We start from the raw sequence: 16,666 nt of genomic DNA on the forward strand, positions 1-16,666 counted from the left end.
CAAGGGTCGATCGTCCGGACGGGCGGTACCCTGGTGGGACTGGCCCGGGCACCACGGGTTGTCAAGATCGTGATGGCGGGTATCACAGGAGCCGCCCAACCAGGGAGGGTCGAGGCCGCAAGGGCCGAGTCGTATGAACCGGAAGAGCGTGCTCAGGAACCCACTGCTGTGGATCGTCGCAGGGTTGCTGGCGTTGTTCGCCTACAACACGATCTTCGACAGCGATCGTGGTTACACCCAGGCTCCGATCTCCGTGGCGAACCAGCAGATCAAGGATCACCACGTCAAGGAAGCCAGCATCGAGGACAAGGAACAGCAGGTCAAGCTGTCCTTGACCCAGAAGATCGATGTCAACGGCACCCAGACCGACCAGATCGTCGCGCAGTACCCGGCCGACGCCGCGCGCCCGATCTACGACGAGCTGAACAAGGCGACGCTCAACCAGCAGCCGGTCAAGTTCGACACCAAGGTGACGCAGCAGAGCATCCTGACGCAGATCCTCATCTTCGCCATTCCGCTGGCCCTCGTCCTGGGCCTGCTCATGTGGATGATGAACAACGCGCAGGGTGGCGGCAACCGCGTCCTCAACTTCGGCAAGTCCAAGGCCAAGCAGCTGAACAAGGACATGCCGAAGACCACGTTCGGTGACGTGGCCGGCGCCGACGAAGCCGTCGAAGAGCTGTACGAGATCAAGGACTTCCTGCAGAACCCGGCGCGCTACCAGGCACTCGGAGCGAAGATCCCCAAGGGCGTGCTGCTCTACGGGCCGCCCGGTACCGGTAAGACGCTGCTCGCGCGAGCCGTCGCCGGTGAAGCGGGCGTGCCGTTCTACACGATCTCCGGTTCCGACTTCGTCGAGATGTTCGTCGGTGTGGGCGCGTCCCGCGTCCGAGACCTGTTCGAGCAGGCCAAGCAGAACGCGCCGTGCATCATCTTCGTCGACGAGATCGACGCGGTGGGCCGCCAGCGCGGTGCCGGCCTCGGTGGAGGGCACGACGAGCGCGAGCAGACGCTGAACCAGCTTCTCGTCGAGATGGACGGCTTCGACGCACGCGGCGGCATCATCCTGATCGCGGCCACCAACCGGCCCGACATCCTCGACCCGGCGCTGCTGCGCCCGGGCCGGTTCGACCGCCAGATCCCCGTGTCGGCGCCGGACCTGCGCGGCCGCAAGGCGATCCTCGACGTGCACTCCAAGGGCAAGCCGATCGCGCAGGGCGTGGACCTCACGGGCCTGGCCAAGCGCACCGTCGGCATGTCGGGTGCGGACCTGGCCAACGTGCTCAACGAGGCCGCGCTGCTCACCGCCCGCAAGAACGGGCACGTGATCGGTGAGGTCGAGCTCGAGGAGTCCGTCGACCGCGTCGTCGGCGGTCCCGCCCGCAAGAGCCGGATCATCTCCGAGAAGGAGAAGAAGATCACGGCCTACCACGAGGGCGGGCACGCGCTCGCCGCGTGGGCGATGCCGGACATCGAGCCCGTGTACAAGCTCACGATCCTCCCGCGCGGGCGCACCGGCGGGCACGCCCTGCTCGTGCCGGAGGACGACAAGCAGCTGATGACCCGGTCGGAGATGATCGGCCGCCTGGTGTTCGCGATGGGTGGCCGCACGGCGGAGGAGCTCGTGTTCCACGAGCCCACCACCGGTGCCTCCTCCGACATCGAGCAGGCAACGAAGATCGCCCGCTCGATGGTCACCGAATACGGCATGAGCGCGCGGCTCGGCGCCGTGAAGTACGGCCAGGAGCAGGGCGACCCGTTCCTGGGCCGCTCCGCGGGCCGGCAGGCCGACTACTCGCTCGAGGTGGCGCACGAGATCGACGAGGAGGTGCGCAAGCTCATCGAGACGGCGCACACCGAGGCGTGGCACGTGCTCAACACCTACCGCGACGTGCTCGACAACCTGGTGCTGGAGCTGCTCGAGAAGGAGACGCTGCAGCGCAAGGACCTCGAGCGGATCTTCGCGACCGTCGAGAAGCGCCCGCACATCACCGTGTTCAACGAGTTCGGTGAGCGCACGCCGTCGGACAAGCCGCCCATCAAGACCCCGGGCGAGCTGGCGATGGAGCGCGGTGAGCCGTGGCCGCCGCCGGAGAAGGAGAAGCCGGTCCTGCAGCCGGAGCCGACGCCCGTCGGCACCGCCGCGGGTGCCGGTGACCTCCCCGGTGGCCCGCCGTACCCGGCACCCACGCCGCACGACCCGCACGCCAACCCGTACGCCCCGCCGCCCAACGGTGGCCGTCCGAATGGTGGGCCGAACGGCACCGGGCGCTGGCCCCAGTCGTATGGTGGTCAGCAGCCGGGCGGTCCGGCAGGCGGCTACCACCCGGGTGGCCCGAGCGGTGCGCAGAGCGGTCCGCCCAACTACGGGGCGCCTCCGGGTTGGACCCCGGCGACGTCCCCGGGCAGCCAGCCGTGGCGCCCCGCCGAAGACCGTCCGCGTGAGCAGGGCTGGTTCGCCGACGGTGCGAACGGCCAGCAGCCGGACGAGGGGCAGCAGCGGCGTGACGTGGACGGACCAGACAAGCAGTAGCAACAACGACGGCCTCCGCCCGGTCCCGGTCTTCGACCAGGACCGGGCGGAGCGCGCTGTCCGGGAGCTCCTCCTGGCCTGCGGCGAGGACCCCCACCGCGACGGCCTGCTCGACACACCGGCCCGCGTGGCCCGCGCCTACCGCGAGATGTTCGCCGGTCTGTACACCGACCCGGACGAAGTGCTCGCGAAGACCTTCGACGAGTCGCACGAGGAACTCGTGCTCGTCACGGACATCCCGATGTACTCGTTCTGCGAGCACCACCTCCTGCCCTTCCACGGCGTTGCGCACGTCGGCTACATCCCCAATGCCGACGGCAAAGTCACCGGGCTGTCCAAGCTCGCCCGGCTCGTCGACCTGTACGCCAAGCGGCCGCAGGTCCAGGAGCGCCTGACGTCGCAGGTCGCCGATGCACTGGATCGCAAGCTGAAGCCCCGCGGCGTGATCGTGGTGATGGAGGCGGAGCACCTCTGCATGTCGATGCGGGGAATCCGCAAGCCCGGTTCGCTGACGGTCACGTCGGCGGTGCGGGGGTTGATGCGGACGTCGGCGACGTCGCGCGCGGAGGCGATCGAGCTGATCAAGGGCCGGCGCCCGTGATCTCGGGCCTGCCCCGGCCCGGCCGGTGCGCCGTGATGGGCGTGCTGAACGTGACGCCCGATTCGTTCTCCGACGGCGGCCGCTACCTCGACCTCGACCAGGCGCTGGAGCACGCGCGCGAGATGTGGGCGCGCGGGGCGGACCTCATCGACGTCGGAGGCGAGTCGACGCGGCCGGGGGCATTGCGCGTGGACGCGGAGACCGAGGCCGCGCGGGTGCTTCCGGTGATCCGGCAGCTGGCGTCCGAAGGTGTCGCGCTGTCCGTGGACACGACGCGCGCTTCCGTCGCGGAGGCGGCCGTCGAGGCGGGTGCGCGGGTGATCAACGACGTGTCCGGCGGGCTCGCCGACGCGAACATGGGGCGCGTCGCCGCGCAGTGCCGCGTGCCGTGGGTGCTGATGCACTGGCGGGGCCACAGCAAGGACATGACCAAGCTCGCGACCTACACCGACGTCGTGGCCGAGGTGCGCGGCGAGCTTCAGTCCAGAGTGGACGATGCGCTCGCCGCCGGCGTGGACGAAAGCGCGATCGTGCTCGACCCGGGACTCGGGTTCGCGAAGCACGCCGAGCACGACTGGGCGCTGCTGCACGACCTGGATTCGCTGGTGTCACTGGGTTTCCCGGTGCTCGTGGGGGCTTCGCGCAAACGGTTCCTCGGCCGGCTGCTGGCCGAAAAGGATGGTGAGCCTCGGCCGCCGGACGGGCGCGAGAACGCCACCGCGGCGATTTCCGCCCTGGCCGCCACGGCCGGGGCGTGGGGAGTGCGCGTGCACGAGGTGGGCGCGTCACTCGACGCGGTCGCCGTCGCGGCCGCGTGGCGGAAGGGGCGGGCCGATGGCTGATCGCATCACGTTGACCGGGCTGCGGGTGTTCGGCCGCCACGGTGTGTTCGAGCACGAGAAGCGCGACGGGCAGGAGTTCGTCGTCGACGTCACCGCGTGGCTCGACCTCGGGCCGGCTGCCGCGTCCGACGACCTGACCAAGACGCTGCACTACGGCGAGCTCGCCGAGCTGGCCGCCGCGATCGTGGCGGGCGAGCCGTACGACCTCATCGAGAGCGTCGCGGGCAAGATCGCCGATGAGGTCATGCGCGACTCGCGGCTCAGCGCTGTCGAGGTCACGGTGCACAAGCCTTCGGCGCCGATCCCGCTGACGTTCGACGACGTCGCGGTCACCGTCCGGCGTGAGCGGTGAGCCGCGCCGTCCTCTCGCTCGGCTCCAACCTCGGCGACCGGTTGGCGTACCTGCGCATCGCGCTGGACACCGTCAAGCCGGCGCTGGTGGCCGTGTCGAGCGTGTACGAAACCAAGCCGTGGGGCGTCGAGGACCAGCCCGACTTCCTCAACGCCGTCTGCGTCGTCGACGACCCCGCGCGCGACCACTGGGCGTGGCTCGCCACGGCCCAGGCCGCGGAGCAGGCGGCCGGCCGCGTCCGCGAGCTGCGCTGGGGCCCGCGGACACTGGACGTCGACGTGGTGACCGTCGACGCCGTGACGTCCGACGACCCCCGCCTGCTCCTGCCGCACCCCGGAACGCCGGACCGCGCGAGCGTGCTGATCCCGTGGCTGGAAGTCGAGCCGGACGCGGTCCTGCTCGGCCACGGTCCCGTCGCGGATCTCCTGCGGGCCCGGCCGGAGGAGGACAAGGCGGGTGTCGTCCTCCGGCCGGACTTGCGGCTCGCGTAGACCCGTCGGGCCGCGGTGCCGTTGGGTGCCGTGCCGACGGACTCGGCACTCGCCGACCTGCGGCTTCGGTGACTCGGCGCCGTTCACCCGCCGTTCACCGATTCGGCGGTAACGCACTCATTCAGGCACGCACTCATTCATGCACGCAGCGCCGCCAGGATGAAGCCGACCTCGGGCTGGGCGCTCGGGATGGGCGGCCAGCCGTTGATGATCGCCAGCAGCTGCCAGTAGCGCTCGGCCCGGGGGTCACCGCCGGCGGCGAACTTGTCGGCCAGGGCGCGGCGGAACGCGGGGTCCGCCGGGTCGTCGTCCGGGCCGGCCGAGGCGACCGCGATGGCTGTGGCCAAGGTGCGGCCCTCCGGTGAGTCCACGTCCCGGCCCGCGTCGAGAGCGGCGCGGGCCTCGGCGGACCAGGCGAACCAGTGGTCGCGCTGGGCCTGCGTGACCTCGGTGGACGCGCCGGCGTCGCGGTCGGCCGCGTGCCGTTCGCTCATGCCGCGGATCAGACGGCGGAACTCCGGGTCCTGCACGAGCTCGGCGAACTCGAGCCAGGCCTCCAGCTGTTCGGGCGACGGGTCGTCCGGCAGCTCGGGCTTGGCCGAGCCCATGCGCTCGTAGAACTCGGGGTCCACGTCGAGGCCCTCGGTCATCTCGGTCCAGAACTCGTCGACGAGGCGCTTGCGCTCTTCGTCGGACATCTGTGCAAGGCGGTTCATCAGCTTCACTTCCTCCAGTTCGGAATCGCGTTTCGCCACCGCCCGCAGCACGGCCCGGCGCAGCCGGAGCCTGCGGATCTGCTCGTCGAGGGCCTCGACGTGGCGCACGGCCAGGTCGCGCACCGACGATTCGCGCTCCAGGGCGCGGGCGACGTCGGCGAGGCCGAGCCCCAGCTCACGCAGCGTCCGCACCAGCTCCAGCCGGGCGAGCGCGTGCGCGTCGTACAGCCGGTAGCCGGCGTCGGTGCGCTCCGTGGGCGGGAGCAGGCCCTCGTCGGAGTAGAAGCGGATGGTCTTGACCGGCAGTCCCGTCCGCCGGGACAGCTCGCCGATCGTGAAGACCGCGGTGGCACCCACACGACGCATGGTGGAGTCTCCAGTCACTGGAGGGTCAAGGCTTCTCGGTACGGTAGACCCCATGCACTTCACCCGGCCCCGTGAGCTGGTGGTGGCCGGGGTCCTCGGCCTGGTCCTGGTCTATGTCGTTTTCCAGCTGGCCTACGGTGACCTGCCCCGACTCCCGACACTGGCAGGAGTCACGTTCGCCGTACTCGCTGTGATCGAGGCGATCATGGCTTACACGATCAGGTCGAGAATCAAGGCCGGACGGGTGACGGCGTCGATCGGCATTGCACGCTCAGTAGCGCTCGCGAAGGCGTCCTCGTTGGCCGGATCCTTCATGACAGGGGGGTGGCTGGCGGCGTTCGCGTACGTTTTTCCCCGACGTGACGAACTCGTCGCCAGCGTCTTCGACACTCGTGCCGCGGTGGTCGGCGGGGTGTGCTCCGCGATGCTCGTAGCTGCGGCTTTGTGGCTCGAGCACTCCTGCCGGACCCCTCCCGGCGACGAACGGCAGGACAATCGTCCGACGACCGGTTAACGACCAGATCCTGCCGCTCGAAGTACCGACTAGGTCTCGTTCGGATCACTAGAAGGTACGGTGTCTGTCATGACCGGCGTGGGTGACGACTCGCGCGGCCGCCTTCTGGGCAGGCCGTGGCTCGTCGTCGGATTCGTCCTCGCCATCGGAGCCACTCTCGCACTGGTGCTCAGCGACGACCTCCGGTTCCTCCGGCTGGGAATCGTCGCAGCCCTGTGGGCCGCCTTGATCGGCGCCTTCCTCGCCGTGAGGTATCGCAAACACGCGGCGCACAGCGAGGACGCGGTCGCCGAGGCGCAGGCGGTATACGAACTGGAACTGGAACGCGAGATCGCGGCTCGGCGTGAGTACGAGCTGGAGATCGAAGCCGAGACGAGGGAGGCCGCGGAGGCCAAGTCGCGCGAAGAGCTCGACGCGTTGCGCGCCGAGGTGTCGGCGCTGCGCGAGAGCTTGCAGTCGCTGTTCGGCGGCGAGGTGCTGCTGGAGCGCGTCGCGCTGACCGCGCAGGCCACGCGCATGCGCTCGCTCAACGACGACCAGCGGCTCGTGTCGGCCGGCTCGGAGTCGAAGAACGGCAACGGCAAGAAGCCCGCGCAACTGATGGCGCCGAAGAAGCCGGTGGTCGAGGTCGGCAACGACCGGCCCACCGAGCTGATGGACCGCGTGCTCGACACGCCGGCCACCGACCGGCGGCGCAAGCCGGCCAACGGCTCGGGCCAGCCGGGTCAGCACGGTCCCGGCCAGGGCCAGGGTCCGAACGGCAAACCGCCCGCTTCGCTGAGCACCCAGCGCACGCAGCAGCTCGCACGGCCGAAGCAGAACCGGCCGAAGCCGGCTCCGCAGCCGTCGTCCCAGCCCGAGCCCGAATCGGCCGCCGCGCGCGCCGTGAAGGCCGCCGAGCTCCGAGCCGAAGCCGCGCGTCGCCAGGCCGCCGCCGAGTCACAGCCGACGCGCACCGTCGAGCCGGTCGCGAAGCCCGAGTCGCTCGAGGAAACGCGCCAGGTGCCGCGGGCCGAGGTCTCGCGCCCGGGCATGCGCCGGGTGGAGCCGCCGGTGTCGGGTGCTGAGGTGTCGCGGCCGGATCTGCGTCGCGTCGAGCCACAGGTGTCGCGCGCCGAGGCGTCGCGGCCGGATCTGAACCGCGTCGAGCCCCCGGTCTCGCACGCCGAGGTGTCGCGGCCGGAACTCCCCCGCGTGAGCCGCCAGGACCCGCCGGCCGGCGAGTCCACGGCCGCGTGGAAGCCGGCGTGGGACGCGTCCGCCGACTTCGGCGAGCGCCGCCGCTCCTCCGGCGACACCCCGCCGAAGCCCCGCGAGGCCACCGCTTCGCGCACCGATCTCCCGCCCGTGGCCGAGACTCCGGAGCCCTCGCACGCGGAACCGGGCCAGCGCAAGCCTTCGCGCCTGGACCAGTTCTCGCGCACGGACCTCTCGCCCCTGGCCGACTCCGCATCCTCGACGCGGCCCGGCGCCCACTCGAACTCGGGCGAGGAACCCGAGGAGCCGGTCAACCCGACCTTGCCGGAGTCGGTCCGCAGCACCGTCGCCAAGAGCTCCGGCGGTCGCCGCCGCCGCTCCGACGACGAGCCCGCCGAAACGCCTGGCCGCGGCCGCCGCCGTCGCCCGGACGGCGAGCCTCCCGCGTGGGAGGGCATGGTCACCGAGCGGGCTTCGCAGAGCCGCCGCAACCTGCCTCCCGTGGACGCCCCCGAGGACACCCCCTCCCGCGGCCGCCGCTCCACCGACGCCGCTCCCGCGAGTGGCTCCCACACGGCGGCCCGGTCGGTCACGGAACTCCTGGCCGCCAACGGCGCGGCCGAATCGGCGCCGCGCCGTCGTCGTCGAGCAGAGGACTGAAGCTCGCCGGAAAGCCCCGGCCCAGCGCGAATGGGTCGGGGCTTTTCGTTGCGCACAAGCCTTCCATGGGCATCACCGCGCACCGCGCCGGCTCGCCCGGCCGATCGCGACCGGGGCGATGGCGGCGAGGCACCACTCACTACGCGCGAGGACTGGTGCGCGTCCCCGCCGGTTCGACCTGGTTCGCTTTTGTCGCCGGCAGGCGGACAGCGGAGCGGGTTGCGCCCGTCGGGCAGCGCCGCCGTGCCGGGGAGTTCGGCCGCTGTGGCCGGAGAGCGCGGTCGTCGGTCGGCGTGGGATTCGTCGTGGTGCGAAAGCCGAATTGTGGCCGCGCTGTGGCCCCCGGGCTCGCGCAGCCGGCTGTTGCCGGCGCGGGAGAGCCCCTCGTCGGTTCGAGCCGGAGACGGTGTTCGTGGCCGAGCCGGCCGGAACAACCGGCCGCCGAGAGATCACCGGCGTGACCCGCACAGCTGTTGCCCACCCGAGAAACCGCGATCTGAAGAGCCACAGCCAGCACCGCACACCTCACCCCCGTATGGTGACCGCTCGTGAACGGAACCCTCCCCACCACGAAGGGCTCAGCGGCGAGACCCGGTGCTCGCCTTCCGCGTCGGGTCACGGTGTTGTTGCCCGTGGTCGGGTTGATCGTCGTGGCGTTGTGCGGCCTGTTCCTGTTCGGGCTGGCCACGGCGCGTGTCGGCGTGGGGGCGGTGGCGATCGGGGTGCTGGCGGCGCTCGTGCCGGTCGCAGTGGTGGTCGTGGGGTTCCTGTGGGTGGACCGGTGGGAGCCGGAGCCCGCGAAGTTGCTGTTGCTGGCCTTCGCGTGGGGCGCGTGCATCGCGACGATCACCGCGCTGGTCATCAACAGTGGCGCCGAGGCCGTGGGTGACATCCTGCTCGGCAGTGGCAACGGCTCGAAAGTGAGCGCGCTCGTCTCGGCTCCGCTGGTGGAAGAAGCGGCGAAGGATGCCTTCGTGCTGCTCATCTTCTGGCGTCGCAGCGCGGAGTTCGACGGGGTGGTCGACGGGATCGTCTACGCGGGCTTCTCGGCGGCCGGCTTCGCGTTTACGGAGAACATCTACTACTTCGGCCGCGCGTTCGCCGAGTACGGCTTCGGCAACGGCGCCAACTCGGGCGTGCTCGCCGCGTTTTTCCTGCGCGGGGTGCTGTCGCCGTTCACGCATCCGTTGTTCGCCGTGATGGCGGGCATCGGTTTCGGGGTGGCGGCGCGCACTCGGCAGCGGTGGCTTCGGATCGTCGCGCCGCTGACCGGGTACCTCGCGGGCGTCTGCCTCCACGCGTTGTGGAACAGCGCGGCCACGCTCGGCGGTTCGAAGGCGTTCCTCACCGTGTACTTCCTGATCATGGTGCCGCTGTTCATCGGCGTGGTCTACGTGATCGTGCTGCAACGGCGGCGCGAACAGCGCATCGTGGCGGCCGCGTTGCCGAAGATGGTGGCCGACCGGTGGATCGCGAAGTCGGAGGTCAGCCTGCTCGCGAGTCTTTCGGGGCGCCGCGCGTGGCGCAGACAGGCCAGGCGCGAGTCCGGCAGAGCGGCGGCGCGGGCGGTCGGGCTGTACCAGGCGAGCGTGTCCGAGCTCGCGTTCCTGGGGCGCAACAGCATCCGCAGCGAAGAGGACCAGCAGCGTCAGGACGAGCTGTTGCGCACCTTGAAAGCAGCTCGCGCCGACGCGGTGCGCCTCGCCACCACGGGCGAGCCGCGATGACCGTCATCCCCCCTGAGGGGTAGCTCGATCGAGCCGAAAATCCCGTGCTCAGGGGGTGTGCGGCGGCCCTCCGCCACACAGATCACCGAGGCGCGATTAAATTACTTCCGCGATTGAACGACCGGGTGAAGCTCGTCACCAGAGCTGCGCGATCCGGACGTGACGGGGCTACTCTCGCGCCGTCGTCTGGTACCCGCGCCGGAAGAGCGGGACTGGAACGAGCCAAGGAGTTTCGAGCCATGAGCGTCCACAGGCGCACGCCATGAACCGACCGGCCCGCCTCGCGGTGGGCGTGGTCTCGGCCGGCCGGGTGGGCAGCGTTCTCGGCGCCGCACTGGCCAGGGCCGGCCACACGGTCGTCGCCGCCTCCGGCCTGTCGGCCGAGTCGCTGGCGCGGGCCGAACGCCTGCTGCCCGACGTCCCTCTGCTGCCGCCCGACGAGGTCGTCCGCCGGGCCGACCTGGTGCTGCTCGCCCTGCCCGACGACGCCCTCGAAGGCATGGTCCGCGGGCTCGTGGCGACGGAGTCGCTACGGCCGGGCCAGATCGTCGTCCATACCTCCGGTGCCCACGGCGTCGAGGTGCTCAAGCCCGCCGCGCAGGCCGGCGCGCTGGCGCTCGCGCTGCACCCTGTGCTCACGTTCACGGGCCGCGCCGAAGACCTCGAACGCCTCAGCACGGCCAGCGTCGGCGTCACCGCGGCGCCCGACGACGAGGCGGCCTGGAACGTCGGCGAGGCGCTGGCCGTGGAGATGGGCACCGAGCCGGTGCGCATCCCCGAGGCCGCCCGCGCGCTGTACCACGCCGCGCTCTCGCACGGCGCCAACCACCTGATGACGCTCGTCGCCGACTGCACGGAGCTGCTGCGCAAAGCCGGAATCGGGCATTCGGAACGACTCGTCGCACCACTGCTGTCGGCCGCACTGGATAATGTGCTGCGCCACGGCGACCGCGCCCTCACCGGCCCGGTGGCACGTGGTGATCTCGGCACCGTCCGCAAGCACCTCACCGTGCTCTCAGACTCGGAGCCGGCGATCGCCCCGGCCTACCGGGCACTGGCCCGGCGCACCGCCGAGCGGTCCCGCGCCGCCGGCCTGCTCGACGCGGCGACCGCCGCCGAGCTGACCGACCTCCTCGACGACCCCGCCGAAGGGCAGACCCCGTGACCACACCGAAGTTCCAGCGCGCCACGCTCAACGCGTACCAGCCGCCAGAGCACATCAGCCAGGTGACCCGCGCGTTGCGCAGCGTCGGCCACAAGGTGGCGCTCGTGCCCACGATGGGCGCGCTGCACGCCGGCCACCGCGAGCTGATGCGTCGCGCGAAGCGCCTGCCGAACACGATCGTGGCCGCGTCGATCTTCGTGAACCCGTTGCAGTTCGGCGCGGGTGAGGACTTCGAGGCCTACCCGCGGCGCATGGAGGAGGACCTCGCGACGCTGGGCGAAGCCGGCGTCGAGCTGGCTTTCACCCCGAAGGCCAGCGATCTGTACGCCGAGAACGCGATGGTCACCGTGCATCCCGGCCCGCTCGGTGACGAGCTGGAGGGCGCCGCTCGACCCGGACACTTCACCGGGGTGCTCACCGTCGTCGCGAAGCTGTTCAACCTGCTGCGCCCGGACTACGCGTTCTTCGGGGAGAAGGACTACCAGCAGCTGGTGCTGATCAAGAAGATGGTGGCCGACCTGAACATCGACACCCGCGTGATCGGGGTGCCGACGGTCCGCGAGCGCGACGGGCTCGCGCTGTCTTCCCGCAACGTGTACCTCACGCCGGAGCAGCGGGAGGACGCCGTGGTGCTTTCCGCGGCGCTGACCGCGGGGGCGCACGTCGGCCGCGACGGGGCCGATGCGGTGCTGGACATGGCTCGCCGGACGCTCGCCGAGCGTCCGCAGGTGGAGGTGGACTACCTGGAGCTGAGGGGAACCGATCTCGGGCCGGCGCCCGTCGACGGTGAGGCGCGGCTGTTGATCGCCGCCCGGGTGGGGAGCACCCGGCTGATCGACAACGTGGGTGTGCTGCTCGGACGGGCTGTGGACCATCCGAGTGTGGAGCTGGACGCAGGGGAATAGGGAGGGTCCACGATGTACCGCACGATGCTGAAGTCGAAGATCCACCGGGCCACGGTGACGCAAGCGGATCTGCACTACGTGGGGTCGGTGACCGTCGACGAGGACCTGATGGAGGCCGCCGACCTCCTGCCGGGTGAACAGGTGTCCATTGTGGACGTCACGAACGGGGCCCGGCTCGAGACCTACGTGATCAAGGGCGAGCGCGGCAGCGGTGTGCTCGGCATCAACGGCGCCGCGGCGCACCTGGTGCACCCCGGTGACCTCGTCATCCTCATCTCCTACGGCCAGATGGACAGCGTGGAGGCGCTGAACTACGAGCCGCGGGTGATCTTCGTCGACGAGCACAACCAGATCGTCGAGCGCGGGACCGACCCGGCCCACGCGCCGGAGGGATCGGGGCTGCTGAGCGGCACCGTCACGCTGCCCGAGGAGGACACGATCGCCTTCCCCGTGGCCGAAACCGCCGACGCGCGCCGCCTCGACGCGCTGCTGCACGCGGAAAGCTAAGTCATCACTGTGATCCACTGAGCCGGCGGCGAAACCGGGCCGCAGTAAAGGAAGTCCGCGTTGCTGCTCACCGTCGACGTCGGCAACACCAACATCGTCCTCGGCCTGTACGAGGGGCAGCGGCTCGTCGGTGACTGGCGCATGCGCACCGACGCGCGCATGACCGCCGACGAGCTCGCGCTCACCATGCGCGGCTTGCTCGGCCCGCACGCCGACGCGATCACCGGTATCAGCGCGCTGTCCACAGTGCCCGCCGTGCTGCGCGAACTGCGGGTGATGCTCGGGCGTTACTACTCGCGGCTGCCGAAGATCGTCGTGGAGCCCGGCGTGCGCACGGGCGTGCCGCTGCTCGTGGACAACCCGAAGGAGGTGGGCGCCGACCGGCTCGTGAACACGCTCGCCGCCCACCACCTGCACGCCACGGCCTGCGTGGTGGTCGACTTCGGCACGTCCACGAACGTCGACGCCATCTCCGCCAAGGGCGAGTTCCTCGGCGGCGCGTTCGCCCCCGGCATCGACATCTCCGTGGACGCGCTCGCCGCCCGCGCCGCCGCGTTGCGCAAGGTGGAACTCGTGCCGCCGCGGTCGGTCATCGGCAAGAACACCGTGGAATGCCTGCAGTCCGGCATTCTCTACGGCTTCGCGGGCCAGGTCGACGGCCTCGTGAAACGCATCGTGCGCGAGCTGCGCAGCGAGGAAACCGAGCCGGTCGCGGTGATCGCGACCGGTGGCCTCGCGCCGTTGGTGATCGGCGAATCGGAGACGATCAAGGAGCACGTGCCCGATCTGACTTTGCTGGGACTGCGATTGGTGTACGAACGCAATGTGCGCTAGTTCGTCTGTGCCAGGAATTCCTCCCAGGTGCGGGTGCCGGTTTCCGCGTCGAGGTTGAGGTTGTCGCCCGCGCGGTAGGCGCGGCCGGCCTTGCCCGGCAGCCGGACGGGCAGCTTGGGGCGGCGCGTCCCCCTGGCCCGCAGGTAATCGTCCACGAGCTCGCGCATGGTGTAGACCTTCGGGCCCGCCAGGTCGGGGACGCGGCCGGCGGGCGCGCCGAGGGTCAGTCCGGCGAGGCGCGCCGCGACGTCGTGGGCGTCCACCGGCTGGAACCGCATGCCGCCCGGCACGGGGACGACAGGTAGTTTCGCGGCGGCGTGCACGGCGTCGAGGCAGAAGCCGTGGAACTGGGCGGCGCGCAGGATCGTCCACGGCAGACCCGAGGCGAACACGGTCTTCTCCGCCTCGAACTTGCGCGTGAAGTAGCCCAGCGGCACGCGGTCGGCGGCGATCACCGAGATGAGCACGAAGTGGCCGATGCCGGCGCGTTCAGCGGCTTTCACCAGGTTCGCGGTGGCCACGTCGTCGCCTTTGGGTCCGCCGGCCAGGTGCAGCACCACTTCGACGCCGTCGACTGCGGCTTCGAGGCCGTCGCCGCTGAGCAGGTCGCAGGCGAAGTACTCGATGCCGTCGGCGGCTTCGTGGGCGTGCCGGCTCAGCACGCGCAGCTTCGCGTCGCGCAGCAGCGGGGTGACGAGGGTGCCGAGCGTGCCGGTGCCGCCGGTGACGAGGATCGTGCTCATTTCTTCCTCCGTTCCGGTCACGTGACCGGGGTTGTCGGTGTGTACTTCGGTGAACCCGCGCGACGGAGGAATGTGACACGTGGACGAAAAGGCCTGGTTGGCGGAGCAGTTCGAAGAGAACCGGCCGCGGCTGCGCTCGGTCGCGTACCGGATGCTCGGCTCGTTGAGCGAAGCCGAGGACGCCGTGCAGGAAACCTGGCTGCGGCTCGACGGCGTGGACTCGCGTGCGATCGACAGCCTGCCCGCCTGGCTCACCACGGTCGTCTCGCGCCAGTGCCTCAACCAGCTGCGCACGCGTGAACGCCGGCGTGAGGACTCCCTCGACGCGCAGGTATTCGAACGCGGTGACGACTTCGACCTCGAAGCGGAAGCGCAGCTCGCCGACTCGGTCGGGCTCGCGCTGCTGGTCGTGCTCGACTCGCTGGGGCCGGCCGAGCGCATCGCGTTCGTGCTGCACGACATGTTCGCGGTGCCGTTCGAGGACATCGCCGTGATGCTCGACCGCACCCCGGCGGCCGTGCGCCAGATCGCCAGCCGCGCCCGGCGCCGGGTCCGGGGCGAACAACCGACGGCCGACGTCGAGCGCAGCCGCCGTGCCGTCGAGGCCTACCTGGCGGCCGCGCGCGGCGGCGACTTCGAAGCGCTGCTGCAGCTGCTCGACCCCGACGTGGTGCTGCAGGCCGACGCCGCCGTGTCCGGGGCACCGGCGCCTGTCGTCCTGCGAGGAGTCCGCAGCGTGAGCAAGGGCGCGCTGCTCGCTTCGGAACGCGCGCGGGCCACGCAGGTGGCGCTCGTCGACGGCGCGCCCGCCCTCGTGCTCGCGCCGCGCGGCCGCCTCGAGGTCGTGCTCACGTTCACCTTCGACGGTGACCGCATCACGGCCATCGACGTCGTCGGCGATCCCGGGCGGCTGCGCGCGTTGGAGATTTCAGTTTTCTGAATGTTCATGGTGTCGCCGCGAACGGCCCGTAAGCGGGCCGTTCGGTACCGAGCGCAGGGCAAGGCCGGGATGCTGTCCTCGCGCCCGCACCACGGCCCGGCGAAAACCCCGCCCGTCATGGTGCGGCGAATCGTGCACCTGCGGTGGCGGCTGCGGCTGGGCCCCGTCCAGATCGCCGGCCGGCTGGGCGTGCCGGCCGCCACGGTCCGCGCGGTGCTGACCCGCTGCCGGATCAACCACCAGCGTGGCCGCAGTCCGACGATCGCCACCGACCCCGCAGCGCCATCCGGTTTCAGCCACCCATCACCCGACTGACCGACCTCCGTGGACATCACATCTAGTGCAGCACCTTCAACCCCACGACCCCCGCGACGATCAGGACCAGGCACGCGATGCGGCCGATCGTCGCGGAGTCGTGGAGGGCGAAGATGCCGTAGGCGGCGGTCCCCACGGCGCCGATGCCGACCCACACCGCGTAACCGGTGCCGAGGGGAATGCTGCGCAGGGCGTACGCGAGACCACCCATGCTGGCGATGAGGGCGACGAGGAAAACCACCGTCGGCCACAGTTTCGTGAAGCCCTTGGTGGCCGACAGTGCGGCGGCCCAGACGGTTTCGAGGAAACCCGCGACGACGAGAACGACCCAAGCCATGATCAGAACCTTTCGCAGTGAGGTGTAGATCCACTGCGCCGTCTTGTCCTGACCGGGTACGACGCTCTCGTCCGGGGCGCCCGGGTGGCGTCACGACGGAAGGTAGCACCATCCGGAGCTCTCGGAGGGTGAGCTTCGCCGCCCTTCGGACTCGCTCTTGCGTGCGCGGAACACCGTCGTCACCAGCGGGTAGTCGAACTCGCCCGCGCCCGCTTCCGGCACCGCGAGGAGGTACTCGCGCGCGGCAGCCAGGGCGGCGTCGCGTTCGGCCGGTTCGGCGACCAGGAAGTTGGAGTGCGTGGCGACGGTCGCGAGCAGCGTGTCGATCGTGCGGCGGTGCGTGTGCTGGAACTCGCGGTCCTCGAACGGCTCGAAGCCGGCCGCCGACAGGCCTTCGTTCTCGTCGCGGAACACGCGGCTCACGCCCGTGCGCACGAGCTTCGCGAACTCGACCACCCACTGCACCGTCAGGTCGTCGTGGTTCCACAGCGCCACGACGACTCCGCCCGGGCGCAGCACGCGGTGGATCTCTGCGAACGCGGGCTCCAGATCGAACCAGTGCAGCGCCTGCCCGATGAACACCGCGTCGACGGACTCGTCGGCCAGCGGGATGTCCTCGGCCTTGCCCGTGAGCGCCGTGGTGTCCGGCAGCAGCTTGGACAGCTGGGCGAGCATGCCCTCGTCGGGCTCCACCGCGGTCACGGTGAGGCCGAGGTCGACCAGCCCCTGCGTGAGCTTTCCGGTGCCGGCGGCGAGGTCGAGCACGTCGCGCGCGTCGTGCGCGGCGCCGGCGAGCCCCCATTCCACCGCCGCCTGCGGGTAGTCGGGCCGGTGCTCGGCGTAGGCGGCGGCGTGGCCGCCGAACGACGAGGCGCGCCGGGCGTGGAGTTCCTGATCATACGTGGGATCGGTCACGACAAC

At 70.8% G+C, this 16,666-nt stretch carries 17 protein-coding genes, 1 pseudogene and 1 riboswitch; of the genes and pseudogenes, 14 read left to right on the forward strand and 4 right to left on the reverse strand.

Features of this window, described 5'->3' with window-relative positions; genetic code table 11:
• Positions 1–133: 133 nt before the first annotated feature.
• The 5 genes from ftsH to folK are packed head-to-tail and all read left to right on the forward strand — an operon-like array spanning position 134 to position 4,819.
• Positions 134–2,533: an ATP-dependent zinc metalloprotease FtsH gene (ftsH, locus tag AB0F91_RS31945; RefSeq protein WP_360603530.1), complete on the forward strand. Its 2,400-nt coding sequence runs from the start codon at positions 134–136 to the stop codon at positions 2,531–2,533.
• The gene (gene folE, locus AB0F91_RS31950; protein ID WP_360603532.1) at positions 2,505–3,134 is read left to right on the forward strand and encodes a GTP cyclohydrolase I FolE; all 630 of its coding nucleotides are present in this window, start codon (positions 2,505–2,507) and stop codon (positions 3,132–3,134) included. Before ftsH ends, folE begins: the two co-directional genes overlap by 29 nt.
• 35 nt (positions 3,135–3,169) lie before the next feature.
• A complete protein-coding gene (gene folP, locus AB0F91_RS31955; protein WP_360603534.1) occupies positions 3,170–3,976 on the forward strand; it encodes a dihydropteroate synthase in 807 nt (268 codons plus the stop codon).
• Positions 3,969–4,328 (forward strand): dihydroneopterin aldolase, encoded by a 360-nt coding sequence (gene folB, locus AB0F91_RS31960; protein ID WP_360603536.1) that lies wholly within the window; start codon positions 3,969–3,971, stop codon positions 4,326–4,328. Before folP ends, folB begins: the two co-directional genes overlap by 8 nt.
• A complete protein-coding gene (folK, locus tag AB0F91_RS31965; protein WP_360603538.1) occupies positions 4,325–4,819 on the forward strand; it encodes a 2-amino-4-hydroxy-6-hydroxymethyldihydropteridine diphosphokinase in 495 nt (164 codons plus the stop codon). The genes folB and folK overlap by 4 nt, the downstream gene beginning before the upstream one ends.
• 137 nt (positions 4,820–4,956) lie before the next feature.
• On the opposite strand, the gene AB0F91_RS31970 is transcribed toward folK, so the two are convergent.
• Positions 4,957–5,892, reverse strand: a complete 936-nt coding sequence (locus AB0F91_RS31970; RefSeq protein ID WP_360603540.1) for a MerR family transcriptional regulator — start codon at positions 5,890–5,892, stop codon at positions 4,957–4,959.
• 61 nt (positions 5,893–5,953) lie between these two features.
• On the opposite strand from AB0F91_RS31970, the gene AB0F91_RS31975 reads away from it, so the two are divergent.
• From AB0F91_RS31975 to AB0F91_RS32005, 7 genes are all read left to right on the forward strand, one after another.
• Entirely contained in the window at positions 5,954–6,415 is a 462-nt protein-coding gene (locus tag AB0F91_RS31975) for a DUF3180 domain-containing protein (RefSeq protein ID WP_360603542.1), read from the forward strand.
• A gap of 69 nt (positions 6,416–6,484) precedes the next feature.
• Positions 6,485–8,272 carry a DUF6779 domain-containing protein gene (locus tag AB0F91_RS31980; protein WP_360603544.1) on the forward strand — a complete coding sequence of 596 codons (1,788 nt, stop codon included), beginning with the start codon at positions 6,485–6,487 and terminating at the stop codon, positions 8,270–8,272.
• Between the two features lie 620 nt (positions 8,273–8,892).
• Positions 8,893–9,999, forward strand: coding sequence for a PrsW family intramembrane metalloprotease (locus AB0F91_RS31985; RefSeq protein WP_360603657.1), 1,107 nt, complete (start codon positions 8,893–8,895; stop codon positions 9,997–9,999).
• Between the two features lie 262 nt (positions 10,000–10,261).
• Positions 10,262–11,164: a DUF2520 domain-containing protein gene (locus AB0F91_RS31990; RefSeq protein WP_360603546.1), complete on the forward strand. Its 903-nt coding sequence runs from the start codon at positions 10,262–10,264 to the stop codon at positions 11,162–11,164.
• The gene (gene panC / locus AB0F91_RS31995; RefSeq protein WP_360603548.1) at positions 11,161–12,069 is read left to right on the forward strand and encodes a pantoate--beta-alanine ligase; all 909 of its coding nucleotides are present in this window, start codon (positions 11,161–11,163) and stop codon (positions 12,067–12,069) included. The genes AB0F91_RS31990 and panC overlap by 4 nt, the downstream gene beginning before the upstream one ends.
• Before the next feature lie 12 nt (positions 12,070–12,081).
• Positions 12,082–12,576 (forward strand): aspartate 1-decarboxylase, encoded by a 495-nt coding sequence (gene panD, locus AB0F91_RS32000; protein WP_360603550.1) that lies wholly within the window; start codon positions 12,082–12,084, stop codon positions 12,574–12,576.
• Between the two features lie 60 nt (positions 12,577–12,636).
• Positions 12,637–13,410 carry a type III pantothenate kinase gene (locus AB0F91_RS32005; protein ID WP_360603552.1) on the forward strand — a complete coding sequence of 258 codons (774 nt, stop codon included), beginning with the start codon at positions 12,637–12,639 and terminating at the stop codon, positions 13,408–13,410.
• Here the strand turns inward: AB0F91_RS32005 and AB0F91_RS32010 are convergent.
• Entirely contained in the window at positions 13,407–14,153 is a 747-nt protein-coding gene (locus AB0F91_RS32010) for an NAD(P)H-binding protein (RefSeq protein WP_360603554.1), read from the reverse strand. The two genes, AB0F91_RS32005 and AB0F91_RS32010, sit on opposite strands and share 4 nt — an antisense overlap.
• Positions 14,154–14,232: 79 nt before the next feature.
• On the opposite strand from AB0F91_RS32010, the gene AB0F91_RS32015 reads away from it, so the two are divergent.
• Complete coding sequence (locus tag AB0F91_RS32015; protein ID WP_360603556.1) at positions 14,233–15,093, forward strand: sigma-70 family RNA polymerase sigma factor; 861 nt, start codon at positions 14,233–14,235, stop codon at positions 15,091–15,093.
• A pseudogene (locus AB0F91_RS32020) lies at positions 15,094–15,330 on the forward strand (IS481 family transposase); the annotation flags it as partial.
• 100 nt (positions 15,331–15,430) lie between these two features.
• Here the strand turns inward: AB0F91_RS32020 and AB0F91_RS32025 are convergent.
• Together AB0F91_RS32025 and AB0F91_RS32030 are read right to left on the reverse strand one after the other, a co-directional pair.
• Complete coding sequence (locus tag AB0F91_RS32025) at positions 15,431–15,745, reverse strand: SMR family transporter (protein WP_360603558.1); 315 nt, start codon at positions 15,743–15,745, stop codon at positions 15,431–15,433.
• Between the two features lie 32 nt (positions 15,746–15,777).
• Positions 15,778–15,840, reverse strand: a riboswitch (guanidine-III (ykkC-III) riboswitch).
• Complete coding sequence (locus tag AB0F91_RS32030) at positions 15,836–16,660, reverse strand: class I SAM-dependent methyltransferase (protein ID WP_360603560.1); 825 nt, start codon at positions 16,658–16,660, stop codon at positions 15,836–15,838. (Overlaps the previous riboswitch by 5 nt.)
• Between the last annotated feature and the right edge of the window lie 6 nt (positions 16,661–16,666).

The sequence above is a fragment of the Amycolatopsis sp. NPDC023774 genome (genome assembly GCF_040639695.1).
In the GTDB taxonomy this organism is placed as follows: Bacteria; Actinomycetota; Actinomycetes; order Mycobacteriales; family Pseudonocardiaceae; genus Amycolatopsis.